Origin of the sequence: Pseudomonas sp. LH21, assembly GCF_036549575.1 — a bacterium.
In the GTDB taxonomy this organism is placed as follows: domain Bacteria; phylum Pseudomonadota; class Gammaproteobacteria; order Pseudomonadales; family Pseudomonadaceae; genus Aquipseudomonas; species Aquipseudomonas peradeniyensis.
On record NZ_CP144367.1, the window covers coordinates 4159139 to 4173397 of the forward strand.

10 protein-coding genes are annotated in these 14259 nt (G+C 63.9%); 2 read left to right on the forward strand and 8 right to left on the reverse strand.

Translation table 11 applies throughout. The features are described 5' to 3' along the window. Positions 1–50 precede the first annotated feature (50 nt). The 5 genes from topA to VUG52_RS18950 all read right to left on the reverse strand — a co-directional run bounded on the left by topA (position 51) and on the right by VUG52_RS18950 (position 7357). Positions 51–2660, reverse strand: coding sequence for a type I DNA topoisomerase (gene topA / locus VUG52_RS18930; RefSeq protein WP_050704831.1), 2610 nt, complete (start codon positions 2658–2660; stop codon positions 51–53). A gap of 100 nt (positions 2661–2760) precedes the next feature. Continuing rightward, a complete protein-coding gene (locus VUG52_RS18935; protein WP_050704830.1) occupies positions 2761–3012 on the reverse strand; it encodes a DUF1653 domain-containing protein in 252 nt (83 codons plus the stop codon). A 78-nt stretch (positions 3013–3090) separates the two neighbouring features. Beyond that, positions 3091–4266, reverse strand: a complete 1176-nt coding sequence (gene fadA, locus VUG52_RS18940; RefSeq protein WP_050704829.1) for an acetyl-CoA C-acyltransferase FadA — start codon at positions 4264–4266, stop codon at positions 3091–3093. Positions 4267–4297: 31 nt separating this feature from the next. Then, positions 4298–6445, reverse strand: coding sequence for a fatty acid oxidation complex subunit alpha FadB (gene fadB, locus VUG52_RS18945; protein WP_050704828.1), 2148 nt, complete (start codon positions 6443–6445; stop codon positions 4298–4300). Between the two features lie 474 nt (positions 6446–6919). Continuing rightward, positions 6920–7357, reverse strand: coding sequence for a hypothetical protein (locus VUG52_RS18950; protein WP_050704827.1), 438 nt, complete (start codon positions 7355–7357; stop codon positions 6920–6922). A 110-nt stretch (positions 7358–7467) separates the two neighbouring features. Here VUG52_RS18950 and VUG52_RS18955 point away from each other — a divergent pair, with 110 nt between their 5' ends. Continuing rightward, on the forward strand, positions 7468–7908 hold the full coding sequence (locus tag VUG52_RS18955) for a universal stress protein (protein WP_050704826.1): 441 nt from the start codon (positions 7468–7470) through the stop codon (positions 7906–7908). Between the two features lie 117 nt (positions 7909–8025). Here VUG52_RS18955 and VUG52_RS18960 read toward each other — a convergent pair whose 3' ends face one another. Further along, positions 8026–9957, reverse strand: coding sequence for an ATP-binding cassette domain-containing protein (locus VUG52_RS18960; RefSeq protein ID WP_050704847.1), 1932 nt, complete (start codon positions 9955–9957; stop codon positions 8026–8028). Between the two features lie 207 nt (positions 9958–10164). Between VUG52_RS18960 and VUG52_RS18965 the strand changes: the two genes are divergently transcribed. Beyond that, positions 10165–12093, forward strand: a complete 1929-nt coding sequence (locus tag VUG52_RS18965; RefSeq protein WP_050704825.1) for a transglycosylase SLT domain-containing protein — start codon at positions 10165–10167, stop codon at positions 12091–12093. Positions 12094–12159: 66 nt separating this feature from the next. Here VUG52_RS18965 and VUG52_RS18970 read toward each other — a convergent pair whose 3' ends face one another. Together VUG52_RS18970 and VUG52_RS18975 are read right to left on the reverse strand one after the other, a co-directional pair. After that, on the reverse strand, positions 12160–12963 hold the full coding sequence (locus tag VUG52_RS18970) for an MOSC domain-containing protein (RefSeq protein WP_050704824.1): 804 nt from the start codon (positions 12961–12963) through the stop codon (positions 12160–12162). Positions 12964–13003: 40 nt separating this feature from the next. Beyond that, positions 13004–13933, reverse strand: coding sequence for a chemotaxis protein CheV (locus VUG52_RS18975; protein ID WP_050704823.1), 930 nt, complete (start codon positions 13931–13933; stop codon positions 13004–13006). Positions 13934–14259 lie beyond the last annotated feature (326 nt).

Below are 14259 nucleotides of genomic sequence, written 5' to 3' on the forward strand. Positions count from 1 at the left end.
AGCGGCGGTGCGCCGATGCGACTTGCCCCGCGATGAGCCTGAGACTCAGATCAGCGCTTGTCTTCGACCTTCCACGCCTTGCCGTCGTAGAACGCCTTCCAGCCGGTCGGCTTGCCGTCGACCTCGGATTGCACGTACTGCTCCTTGGTCTTGCGGCTGTAGCGAATCACCGTCGGGCGACCGTCCGGGTCCTTCTGCGGCGCTTCGCAGAGGAAGTGGTACTTCGGATCGATCTCGTGCTTGTGCGGGACGATCTCCAGCACCAGTGGCGCGCGGGTTTCACGGTTCTTCGGGAACTGGCTGGCGGCCAGGAACAGGCCCGAGGCGCCGTCGCGCAGCACATAGGTGTCGTCGACCTTTTCGCACTTGAGCTCCGGCATGTCCACCTTGTCCATCTTCGGCGGCGCTGCCTCGCCGCTCTTGAGCAACTTGCGGGTGTTCTTGCAGGTGGGGTTGGTGCAGCCGAAGAACTTGCCGAAACGGCCGGTCTTGAGCTGCATCTCGCTGCCGCACTTGTCGCATTCCAGGCTCGGGCCTTCGTAGCCCTTGATGCGGTAGCTGCCCTCCTCGATCTCGTAGCCAGCGCAATCCGGGTTGTTGCCACAGATGTGCAGCTTGCGCTTCTCGTCGAGCAGGTAGGCGTCCATCGCCGTCGAGCAGATCGGGCAGCGGTGCTTGCCGCGCAACACCAGCGACTCGGACTCACCTTCGTCGTCGGCGGCGATCTCGTCGCCCGGCACCAGGTTGACCGTGGCCTTGCAGCGCTCCTTCGGCGGCAGGCTGTAGCCCGAGCAGCCGAGGAACACGCCGGTGGAGGCGGTACGGATCATCATCGGCCGGCCGCATTCCTTGCAGGCGATGTTGGTCAGGGTCGGCTGGTTGGCGCGCATGCCGTGCTCGCTGGACTCGGCGGTCTGCAGCTTCTTGCTGAAGTCGCCATAGAACTCGTCGAGGACGTTTTTCCAGTCACGCTCGCCCTGGGCCACATCGTCGAGGTTCTCTTCCATGCCGGCGGTGAAGCCGTAGTCCATCAGGTTGGCAAAGCTCTCGGACAGGCGCTCGGTGACGATGTCGCCCATCTTCTCGGAGTAGAACCGGCGGTTGTGCAGTGTCACATAACCGCGATCCTGGATGGTCGAGATGATCGCCGCATAGGTCGATGGACGGCCGATGCCGCGCTTTTCCATTTCCTTGACCAGGCTCGCTTCGGTGAAGCGCGCCGGCGGCTTGGTGAAGTGCTGGCTGGGGTCGAGCTGGATCAGCTTGAGCGCCTCGCCCTGGGCCATTTCCGGCAGCACGTCGTCCTCGCCCGGCTTGCTCTGTTGCGGCAGGACGCGGGTGTAACCGTCGAACTTGAGGATGCGGCCCTTGGCACGCAGCTCGAACTCGCCGGCCACCACGGTGACGCTGGTGGACAGGTATTGCGCCGGCGGCATCTGGCAGGCCAGGAACTGGCGCCAGATCAGCTCGTACAGGCGCTCGGCGTCACGCTCCATGCCGCTGAGTTTGGTCGGATGGGTGTTCACGTCCGACGGACGAATCGCCTCGTGCGCCTCCTGGGCGCCTTCCTTGCTGCCGTAGACGATCGGCGCGGCGGGCAGGTATTGCTTGCCGAATTCTTTCTCGATGTAGCTGCGGGCCATCTCGACGGCGTCGGTCGACAGGTTGGTCGAGTCGGTACGCATGTAGGTGATGTAGCCGGCTTCGTACAGACGCTGGGCCATCATCATGGTCTTCTTCACCCCGAAGCCCAGGCGGTTGCTCGCGGCCTGCTGCAGGGTGGAGGTGATGAACGGCGCCGACGGCTTGCTGCTGGTCGGCCGGTCCTCGCGCTTGCTCACGCTGTAGCTGGAGGCCTTGAGCTTTTCCAGCGCGGCCATGGCCTGGGCTTCGTTGAGCGGCTTGAAGGCCTCGCCCTTCTCGCGGGCCACCTCGAAACGCACCTTGGCGTTCTTGGCGGTGCCCAGGTCGGCGTGGACTTCCCAGTACTCTTCCGGGTTGAACGCGCGGATCTCGCGCTCACGCTCGACCACCAGCTTCACCGCCACCGACTGCACGCGGCCGGCGGACAGGCCGCGGGCGATCTTGGCCCACAACAGCGGCGAGACCATGTAGCCGACCACGCGGTCGAGGAAGCGCCGCGCCTGCTGGGCGTTGACCCGGTCGATATCGAGCTCGCCCGGCTGGGAGAAGGCTTCCTGGATCGCCTTTTTGGTGATCTCGTTGAACACCACGCGCTTGTAGCGGCTGTCGTCACCACCGATGGCTTCGCGCAGGTGCCAGGCAATGGCTTCCCCCTCGCGATCCAAGTCGGTTGCGAGATAGATGGTGTCGGCATCCTTGGCCAGGCGGCGCAGCTCCTCGATCACCTTCTCCTTGCCGGGAAGGATCTCGTACTTGGCCTTCCAGCCCGCCTCCGGGTCGACACCCATGCGCGCGACCAGGGTGCGGCGCGCCTTCTCCTTCGGCGACAAGGCCGGAGCCTCGGCCGCGGCCTTGCCGCGCTTGGCCGCCGGTTCCTTGCTCGCACTGGCGGAACCGCTGGTGGGAAGGTCACGGATGTGGCCGATACTCGACTTCACCACGTACTGGCTGCCCAGGTACTTGTTGATGGTCTTGGCCTTGGCCGGGGATTCCACAATGACCAGCGATTTGCCCATGGATCGGAGTATTCCTGAATCTGAAGATGAAAAACGCGTCAGGTGCCGGACGCGGCACCGCTATATATAGTGGCAAAAGAGTGAGGTCAAGCGTGGTCGATCACTCGTGCGCCTTGCCAAGCCGCTCGCCCAGCCCCTCTTCGGCCTTGACCAAAGCAAAGCGTGGCACCTGCTCGCCGTCAACCTCGACGGACTCCTGGAACATCGAAAGTGGCCTGACCCAGAAGCTGTAGTCACCATACAGGCACTGGTAGAAGACCATCCACTCTTCGCTCTCGGAATGCCGCGCCGCGCTGAACACGCGGTATTCAGGGCCTTTGTAATGCCGGTACACACCAGGTTGTATCTGCATGTCACTCGCCCTCTTGAACAAATCCTGTAAAAAACAAAAACCGGGGCACATGGCCCCGGCTGCTGTCCCGCGACGCGATCAGACGCGTTCGAAGACAGTGGTGATGCCTTGGCCCAGGCCGACACACATGGTGGCGACGCCCAGGGTACCGCCATTCTGCTTCATGACGTTGAGCAGGGTGCCGGAGATCCGCGCACCGGAGCAACCGAACGGGTGGCCCAGGGCGATGGCGCCGCCGTGCAGGTTAACCTTCTCATCCATCTTGTCGAGCACTTTCAGGTCCTTCAGCACCGGCAGGGCCTGTGCGGCGAAGGCTTCGTTGAGCTCGAAGAAGTCGATGTCGGCGATGGTCAGGCCAGCGCGCTTGAGGGCTTTCTGCGTCGCCGGAACCGGGCCGTAGCCCATGATCGCAGGGTCGACACCGGCCACCGCCATCGAGCGGATCACCGCCAGTGGCTGGATCCCCAGGTCCATGGCGCGCTGGCCGGACATGACGATCATGCACGAGGCGCCGTCGGTGATCTGCGAGGAGGTACCTGCGGTGACGGTGCCACCTTTGGGGTTGAACGCCGGCTTGAGCGACGCCAGGCCTTCGAGGGTGGTTTCCGGGCGAATGGTCTCGTCGTAGTCGAAGACCTTCAGGAAGCCGTTCTCGTCGTAACCCTGCATCGGGATGATCTCGTCCTTGAACTTGCCCTCGACCGTCGCCTTGTGGGCGAGCTGGTGCGAACGCAGGCCGAACAGATCCTGTTGCTCACGGGTGATGCCGTGCATCTTGCCGAGCATCTCGGCGGTCAGGCCCATCATCCCGGAAGCCTTGGCGGCGTGCAAGGACATGTGCGGGTTGGGGTCGACGCCGTGCATCATGCTGACGTGCCCCATGTGCTCGACACCACCGACCACGAACACATCACCGTTGCCGGTCATGATCGCCTGGGCGGCGGTGTGCAGCGCGCTCATCGACGATCCGCACAGGCGGCTGACGGTCTGGGCGGCGGAGGTGTGCGGGATCTGGGTCATCAGCGAAGCCATGCGGGCGATGTTCCAGCCCTGCTCCAGGGTCTGGTTGACGCAGCCCCAGATCACGTCCTCGACTTCCTTCGGATCGACCTTGTCGTTGCGCTCCAGCAGCTTGCTGATCAGGTGCGCGGACATGTCCTCGGCACGGGTGTTGCGGTGCATGCCACCCTTGGAACGGCCCATCGGCGTGCGACCGAAGTCGACAATCACCACGTCTCTTGGATTCAGGCTCATATCAATATTCTCGCTCTAGCTCGTTGGGCGCTCAGTTGAAGAAGCGCTGGCCGTTCTTGGCCATTTCGCGCAGCTTCGCAGTGGGGTGGTACAGCGGCCCCAGGTCGGCGTACTTGTCGGCCAGTGCGACGAACTCGGCGACCCCGATCGAATCGATGTAGCGCAGCGCGCCACCACGGAAGGGAGGGAAACCGATGCCGTAGACCAGGCCCATGTCGGCTTCGGCGGCGGTCTCGACGATGCCGTCTTCCAGGCAGCGCACGGTCTCCAGGCACAGTGGCACCATCATCCAGTTGATGATGTCCTCGTCGCTGACTTCACGCTGCTCGAAGATCACTGGTTTGAGCACGTCGAGCACGCTGGCGTCGGCGACTTTCTTCGGCTTGCCGCGCTTGTCGGTCTCGTAGGCGTAGAAGCCCTTGCCGTTCTTCTGGCCCAGGCGGTTGGCCTCGTAGAGGGCGTCGACGGCGGAGCGACGGTCGTCCTTCATGCGGTCCGGGAAGCCCTCGGCCATCACGTCGCGGCCGTGGTGGCCGGTGTCGATGCCGACCACGTCCATCAGGTAGGCCGGGCCCATCGGCCAGCCGAACTTCTCCATGACTTTGTCGATGCGCACGAAGTCGACGCCGGCGCTGACCAGCTTGGCGAAACCGCCGAAGTACGGGAACAGCACGCGGTTGACCAGGAAGCCCGGGCAGTCGTTGACCACGATCGGGTTCTTGCCCATCTTCTTGGCGTAGGCAACGGTAGTCGCGACCGCGACTTCGCTGGACTTCTCGCCGCGGATGACTTCGACCAGCGGCATCATGTGCACCGGGTTGAAGAAGTGCATGCCGACGAAGTTTTCCGGACGCTTGAGCGCCTTGGCCAGCAGGTTGATGGAGATGGTCGAGGTGTTGGAGGCCAGGATGGCATCTTCCTTCACCTGGCCTTCCACTTCAGCCAGTACCGCTTGCTTGACCTTCGGGTTCTCGACCACGGCCTCGACGACGATGTCGACGTTGGCGAAATCGCCGTAGGACAGGGTCGGACGAATGGCGTTGAGCGCCTCGGCCATCTTCGCCGGGGTCAGGCGACCCTTCTCGACGCGCTTGCCGAGCAGCTTGGAGGCCTCGTTCAGGCCCAGCTGGATGGCTTCCTCGCGGATGTCCTTCATCAGGATCGGCGTGCCCTTGACCGCCGACTGGTAGGCGATGCCGCCACCCATGATGCCGGCGCCGAGCACGGCGGCCTGCTTCACGTCGTGGGCGATCTCGTCGTGGGCCTTGGCCTTGCGCTTGAGCTCCTGGTCGTTCAGGAACAGGCCGATCAGGCTCTCGGCGACCGAAGTCTTGGCCAGCTTGGCGAAGCCTGCGGCCTCGACTTCCAGGGCCTTGTCACGGCCGAAGTTGGCCGCCTTCTGGATGGTCTTGATGGCCTCGACCGGCGCCGGGTAGTTCGGGCCGGCCTGGCCGGCGACGAAGCCCTTGGCGGTCTCGAACGCCATCATCTGCTCGATGGCGTTGAGCTTGAGTTTTTCCAGCTTGGGCTGGCGCTTGGCCTTGTGGTCCAGCTCGCCGCTGATGGCGCGCTTGATCAGGTCCAGGGCACCGGCCTGCAGCAGCTCGGGCGCCACCACGGCGTCGACGGCGCCGACCTTCAGGGCGTCCTCGGCACGGTTTTCCTTGCCCGAGGCGATCCACTCGATGGCGTTGTCCGAGCCGATCAGGCGCGGCAGGCGCACGGTGCCGCCGAAGCCTGGGTAGATGCCCAGCTTGACTTCCGGCAGGCCGATCTTGGCGCTGCTGGACATGACCCGGTAATCGGCGGCCAGGCACATCTCCAGGCCGCCACCCAGGGCGATGCCGTTGATGGCGACGACAGTCGGCACCTGCAGGTCTTCGAAGTCATTGAAAATGCGGTTGGCTTCCAGGTTGCCGGCGACCAGTTCGGCCTCGGGCAGCTTGAAGTTGTCGACGAATTCGGTGATGTCGGCGCCGACGATGAACACGTCCTTGCCGCTGCTGACGATCACGCCCTTGATCGAGGCATCGCCCTTGATCACGTCCACGGCCTGACGCAGCTCGTTCAGAGTGAGACGGTTGAACTTGTTGACGGACTCACCCTTGAGGTCGAACTTCAGTTCGACGATGCCGCTTTCAAGAGCCTTAACCGTGATGGCTTTACCTTCGTAAATCATCAACTGATCTCCACGATATGGAAGCTGAACAGTACACGTCGAACGCTGGCGCAAGAGCCGGTCTACCGGTCCCTCGCCCCAGGCACACCCGTCGACGCGCTAATCGGGATTCTGTAAGAGCCGTCTGACATACAAACGCTCAATTCATACGCCCGTTTGACTTGGGTGTGCACACATTCTCCGAAATGAACGGCGTTGTCAAATGCTCGCGAACACCGTGAAAACGCGACTTTCCAGTCATCTTCTACCCGCCGGGTACGAAACATGATGACAGTGATCGCCGACCATTCATGTCAGCGATAGACCATCACCGACCGCGGACGGCGCTTTTTTCTAAACGCATCCGCCAACCATGGCTACACTGGGTCTGCATGAAAGTGTTTCCGGCCTGCCTGGCCTTTTTCTGCGCTGCAGAACGCAAAACGGCGCGCAAGAGCATGATTGCTCCTGCGCGCCGTTTTGCGTTGGTCAGGTTCAGGCGAGGGTATCGAGGGCCTGGGCAATATCCTGCAAAACAGATTTATCGCCCCGCTCGCTCCAGTACAGGGCGATCATGCGCCGGTCGGCCTCGACCTTGTAGACGGTTTCCGGCAGGCGGGCGAAGACCTCGGCCAGGCGCGGGTCCTCGCAGGGTTCGCGCCACTGGTTCCACCACACGCCTGGGCTGATCTGCCAGTAGCACCAGCAGTCCTCGCGGCCCTTGCGCCGCGCCCGATGGTATTGCGGACAGGGGCTGGGCGGCTCCTTTTCCAGCCAGTGCGGCCACTGCTGCGGCGCCAGCTGCATGGCCAGGCCCATGCGCCGCCCTTCAAGGCGCAGGCTCATCTGCTCACCCTGCTTGCGCGACTGGCGCAGCCAGGCCAGCGGGCTGAGCATCAGCGCAAGGATTGACACCACCAGCCATACCGTCATATCTGTAGACCTTATAAAGCGTTGCAAATGAGCGGGTTATCCAGGTTTCACGAACGCCCGGCCCGAAAGCGACCATACTTCTACTATCGCGATTGTCAGGAGTACTGCACATGTCCTACGAACATCTTCTGGTCGCCGTCGACCTGACCGAAGAATGCGACCCGGTGATCAAGCGGGCCAAGACCATCGCCCTGGCCAGCGGCGCCAAGGTATCCCTGGTGCATATCGTCGAACCCATGGCCATGGCCTTCGGCGGCGACGTGCCGATGGACCTTTCGCAGTTGCAGCAGCAACAGTTCGACCAGGCCAAGGAGCGCATGGAACGCCTGTTCAACAAGTACCCGGACATCCAGCGAGGCGATTCGCACCTGGTCTATGGCCAGCCGCGCCAGGAGATCCATGAACTTGCCAAGAAACAAGCCTGCGACCTGATCGTGGTCGGCAGCCATGGCCGCCATGGCCTGGCGCTGCTGCTGGGCTCCACCGCCAATGACGTGCTGCACGGCGCGCCGTGCGATGTACTGGCGGTAAGGCTGCAGAAGAAAGAATAAGTCAACCTGCTCCGGCCTCTTCGCGGGTAAACCCGCTCCCACAGGCTGGTCACCGCTCCTGAGGCAGTGGTAACTCTGTGGGAGCGGGTTTACCCGCGAAGAGGCCGGGACAGGAAATCAGCCTTCCAGCTCGGCCCAGCGCTCCACCAGCACGTCCAGCTCGCCCTGCAGCTTCTCCAGCTTGGCCAGCACTGCGGTGGTTTCATCGATCGGACGCTGGTAGAAGTTCGAGGCATTGACCTCTTCCTGCACCTCGGCCATCTGCTGTTCCAGCGCATCGATCTGCCCTGGCAGCGCTTCCAGCTCGCGCTGCAGCTTGTAGCTGAGCTTCTTCTTGCTGGCATCGGCAGCGGGCGCGGCGACGGCCGCAGGCGCTTGCTCTTCAACCGCCTTGGCGACCACCGCGCTGTTGAGCTCGGACTTGCCGCCCTTGCTTTCAGTCACGCCCAGCAGCTTCGGCGAACCACCCTGGCGGATCCAGTCCTCGTAGCCACCGACGTACTCGCGCACGCGCCCCTCACCCTCGAACACCAGGGTGCTGGTCACCACGTTGTCGAGGAAAGCCCGGTCGTGGCTGACCATCAGCACCGTGCCCTTGTAGTTGGACAGCACTTCCTCGAGCAGCTCCAGGGTCTCGACATCGAGGTCGTTGGTCGGTTCGTCCAGCACCAGCAGGTTGGCGGGCTTGCTGAACAGCTTGGCCAGCAGCAGGCGCGCACGCTCGCCACCGGACAACGCCTTGACCGGCGTGCGCGCACGCTGCGGGCTGAACAGGAAGTCGCCGAGGTAGCTCAGCACGTGGCGGTTCTGGCCATCGATCTCGATGAAGTCGCGACCTTCGGCCAGGTTGTCGATGACGGTCTTTTCCAGGTCCAGCTGATGACGCATCTGGTCGAAGTAGGCCACTTCAAGCTTGGTGCCACGCTCGACCTTGCCGCTGGTCGGCTCCAGGTCACCGAGCATCAGCTTGAGCAGCGTGGTCTTGCCGGTACCGTTGGCGCCGAGCAGGCCGATGCGGTCTTCGCGCTGCAGGACCATGGAAAAGTCCTTGACCAGTTTCGGGCCATCCTTGTGTGCAAAGCTGACGTCCTCAAGCACCATCACCTGCTTGCCGGACTTGTCCGCCACCTCGATAAGGATGTTGGCCTTGCCCTGGCGTTCGCGGCGCTCGCCGCGCTCCACGCGCAACGCCTTCAACGCACGTACACGGCCTTCGTTGCGGGTACGCCGGGCCTTGATACCCTGGCGGATCCACACCTCTTCCTGGGCCAGGCGCTTGTCGAACAGCGCGTTGGCGGTAGCCTCGGCGGCAAGCTCGGCCTCCTTGTGCACCAGGAAGCTGGCGTAGTCGCCGTTCCAGTCGATCAGTCCGCCACGGTCCAGCTCGAGGATGCGCGTGGCCAGGTTCTGCAGGAAGGAACGGTCGTGGGTGATGAACAGCACCGCGCCGTTGAAGCCGTTAAGGGCTTCTTCCAACCAGGCGATGGCACCGATATCCAGGTGGTTGGTCGGCTCGTCGAGCAGCAGCAGGTCGGGCTCGGACACCAGTGCCTGGGCCAGCAACACGCGACGGCGCCAGCCGCCGGAGAGCTCGGCCAGGGTCTTGTCGGCCGGTAGCTGCAGGCGGCTCAGGGTGCTTTCCACCACTTGCTGCAGGCGCCAGCCGTCGCGGGCCTCCAGCTCGTGCTGGACGTGCATGAGCTTTTCCAGGTCCTCGTCGCCGTGGATGTTCTGGCTCAGGTGGTGGTACTCGGCCAGCAGCTCGCCCACGCCATCCAGGCCCGCGGCCACCACGTCAAAGACGCTGCGCTCGTCGGCCACCGGCAGTTCCTGTGGCAGTTCGCCGATCTTGAGCCCCGGCGCGCGCCAGATATCACCGTCGTCGGGCTTCTGCTCGCCCTTGACAAGGCGCAGCATGCTCGACTTGCCCGTGCCGTTGCGGCCGATGATGCACACCCGCTCGCCACGGGCGATCTGCCAGGACACTTTGTCCAACAGCGGCATGGCGCCGAACGCGAGGGACACATCGCTGAATTTGAGCAGGGTCATGATCATCTCCAAAAACCGGGCGCGCATTCTACCCGACTTGGCCCTTCACGGCATCAAAAGCCCATCGCCGGCAGCAGGACATCGGATAACAACTCGATACAAGCACAGTGCTTTCACCGGCCACCGGCAAACGGCTAAGCTAGGCAGTAATACCCAACAGTGCTGGCTCCGCCGTCACTTTCCATGGTTCTACTGCCCGGACGTATCATGCGCAGCCGCCTGTTACAAATTGCTTCCTGCCTGCTGCTCACCGCCACCGCCGCGAGCGCCGCACAGGCCATCGACATTTCCCAGCAGCGTCAGTACTACGACGAGGCCAAGCGCGCCCTGGCCAAGGGCGACAAGGGCCCTTACCTGCGTTACGCGCAGGCGCTGCGCGACTACCCGCTCACGCCCTACCTCACCTACGACGAGCTGACCGCCCGCCTGAAGAGCGCCAGCAACGAGGAGATCGAGGGCTTCCTCAAGGCCCACGGCGACCTGCCCCAGGCCAACTGGATGAAACTGCGCTGGTTGCGCTGGCTGGCCGAGCGCGGCGAATGGAACACCTTCACCCGCTACTACGACCCCAAGCTCAACTTCACCGAACTGGACTGCCTCAACGGTCAGTACCAGCTCTCCCACGGCCTGCGCGCCGAAGGCTTCGCCACCGCCGACAAGCTGTGGAACGTCGGCAAGTCGCAGCCCACCGCCTGCGATACCCTGTTCTCCATGTGGGCGGCCGAAGGCCAGCTGACCGAGGCCAAGCGCTGGCAGCGCGCCAAGCTGGCGGCCCAGGCACGCAACTACGGCCTGGCCAGCAACCTGGTCAAGACCCTCACCACCCTCGGCCCTCAGGGCAAGCTGCTGATCGATGTGGCGCAGAAGCCCGAGCTGCTCAACCAGCCGTCGCGCTTCACCCCGGTCAACGAGGCCATGTCCGACGTGGTCAGCCTCGGCCTGCGCCGTCTGGCCCGCCAGGACCCCGAGCAGGCCATGGCGCTGCTCGACGACTACGCCCAGCGCATGCACTTCTCCCGTGACGAGAAAGTCGCCATCGCCCGCGAGATCGGCCTGACCCTGGCCCGGCGCTACGACCCGCGCGCCCTCGACCTGATGACCCGCTACGACCCCGAGCTGCGCGACAACACCGTCAGCGAATGGCGCCTGCGCCTGCTGCTGCGCCTGGGCCGCTGGGAGGACGCCTACGAGCTGACCAAACGCCTGCCCCAGGACCTGGCCAGCAGCAACCGCTGGAAGTACTGGCAGGCGCGCAGCCTGGAGCTGGCGCAGCCGAACAACCCGCAGGTCCCGCTGCTGTACAAGACCGTCGCCCGCGAGCGCGACTTCTATGGTTTCCTCGCCGCCGACCGGGCGCAGACGCCCTACCAGCTGAACAACAAGCCGCTGGCGCTCAGCCAGGCGGTGATCAACAAGGTCCGCAATACCCCGGGCGTGCGTCGCGCCCTGGAGTTCCATGCCCGCGGCCAGATCGTCGAGGGACGCCGCGAGTGGTACCACGTCAGCCGCCACTTCAACCGTGACGAGATGGTCGCCCAGGCCCGCTTGGCCTATGACATGCGCTGGTACTTCCCGGCCATCCGCACCATCAGCCAGGCCCAGTACTGGGACGACCTGGACATTCGCTTCCCCATGGCCCACCGCGACACCCTGGTGCGCGAAGCCAAGGTCCGCGGCCTGCATTCAAGCTGGGTGTTCGCCATCACCCGCCAGGAAAGCGCCTTCATGGAGGACGCCCGCTCCAGCGTCGGCGCCAGCGGCCTGATGCAGCTGATGCCGGGTACGGCCAAGGAGACCGCACGCAAGTTCAGTATCCCGCTGGCCTCGCCGGCGCAGGTGTTCAACCCGGACAAGAACATCCAGCTCGGCGCCGCCTACCTGAGCCAGGTGCACGGCCAGTTCAACGGCAACCGCGTGCTGGCCTCGGCCGCCTACAACGCCGGCCCCGGGCGCGTGCGCCAGTGGCTCAAGGGCGCCAAGCACCTGAGCTTCGATGTGTGGGTCGAGTCGATTCCGTTCGACGAGACGCGCCAGTACGTGCAGAACGTGCTGTCGTATTCGGTCATCTACGGGCAGAAGCTCAATTCACCGCAGCCGCTGGTGGATTGGCATGAGCGGTATTTCGACGATATGTGATCGGAGCCTATCGCGGGGCAAGCCCGCTCCCACGGTGCGTGGGAGCGGGCCTGCCCCGCGATAGCACTATTCGAGGACCTGGACGGCCATACCCACCTTCAGCTCCCCCTCGCCATCCACCGCCAGGTTCTGGCCAAACAGCACATCCCCCTCCTTCTCGCGGAACGTCTTGAGCGTGGTCAACGGCTCACGGTCCGGGCTGCGCTCGCCCGTGGCGGGATCAAGGGTGGTGAGGATGCAGCGCACGCTCGGCTTGAGCACGCGAAAGGTCATGTCGCCGATACGGATACGCTTCCAGCGGTCCTCGGCAAAAGCCTCGGCCCCCTCGACCACCAGGTTCGGGCGAAAACGCAGCATCTCCATGGGGCGCCCCACCCGACGGCTCAGCTCATCCAGTGAAGCCTGGCCGATCAGCAGCAGTGGAAAACCATCGGGAAAGGCTGCCCGGTCACTGTTCAGGCCGTAGCCGCTGGGCAGGTAGCGGGCCCGCTGTTCGGGGCAGTGCACCAGCCTTACCGCCTTGCCCAGCAGCTCGCTGAGCCAGGCTGCGGCGGCATCGCCGGCATCGGGTACGCGCAAGGTGTCGCGCCAGATGGTGACGCCGCGCAGCGCCTCGTCGGCGGGCGGCACCGGCACCTCCAAGGGCGCCTGCCCCGGCGCCTGGAGCAACAACTGGCCCTGATCGCCATAATCGGCACCAACCTGCCCCAGCCGCGGCCAGGCCCGCTGGGTCAGGAAGCGGCCATTCTCCTCCTCCACCACCAACCAGCGGCGGTCACCGTCCAGGCCCAGATTGCCGACCGCGGACGCCTGCAGGCCCTGGGCCCGTCCCGATTTCACCGGGTATCGATACAACGCACTCAGAAACATCCTTGCTCACCTGGCATCCGTGGAAATGCCAAGCTTACACCTAGGCGTGATCCATGTTCAGACGCTGACGCACCACATCCACCAGGCGGTCGGGCTGGAACTTGGACAGGAAGTTGTCGCAGCCGACCTTCTTGACCATGGATTCGTTGAAGCTGCCGGACAGCGAGGTGTGCAGCACCACGTAGAGGCCGCGCAGGCGCGGGTCGTTGCGGATCTCGGTGGTCAGCCGGTAACCATCCATCTCGGGCATTTCGGCGTCGGTGAAGATCATCAGCAGCTTCTCGCAGACATTCTCCCCGGCGTCGGCCCAGCCCTTGAGCAGGCGCAGGGCCTTGAGGCCGTCGCTGGCCACGTGCAGCTTCACCCCCAGTTGCGACAGGGTGTCGCGCAACTGCGCCAGGGCCACGCTGGAGTCGTCCACCAGCAGCACTTCGCGGCCACGGGCACGGGCCAGCACCGGGTCTTCCAGCTTGTCGCGGGATACCTTGGCGCTGTACGGCACGATCTCGGCCAGCACCTTCTCCACGTCGATGACCTCCACCAGCTTCTCGTCGACCTTGGTGATCGCCGTGAGGTAGTGTTGGCGACCGGCGCTGGCCGGTGGCGGCATGATGGCTTCCCAGTTCATGTTGACGATACGATCGACGCCGCCCACCAGGAACGCCTGCACCGAACGGTTGTACTCGGTGACGATGATGGTGCTGTCCGGTCCCGGCTGCAGCGGGCGCATGCCGATCGCCTGGGACAGGTCGATCACCGGCAGCGTCTGGCCACGCAGGTTGACCACGCCGCAGACGAAGGAATGACGCTGTGGCATGAGGGTCAGCTTGGGCAGCTGCAGCACCTCCTGGACCTTGAACACGTTGATGGCGAACAACTGTCGGCCGGCCAGGCGGAACATGAGGATTTCCAGGCGGTTCTCACCCACCAGTTGCGTGCGTTGGTCTACCGTGTCGAGAATGCCAGCCATTGGAAAGCCCCCAGGCGTGAGTCGGTAAAAATTGAATGCATCCCCCTGTATCGGCGGATGCGCGCGCAGCTTGACCCCTGATGGAAAAAGCCGCACCGGGTGATTGATATCACTTTACCATCATGCTTTACTGCTGCCACATCCCACCGCGTCCGTCGCTCGCAACGAACGACCCACCTGAATCCTCATCAGGGAATCCCCTAGTAGCAATCGGGTGCAACCTGATGTTCGCAATATCCATTAGCCATTAATGTGACGCCATTCTCACTGCATGAACGGAGTCAGGCTTTTGCGAGCGATCATCTTGGTACGGCCAATCCCTGACC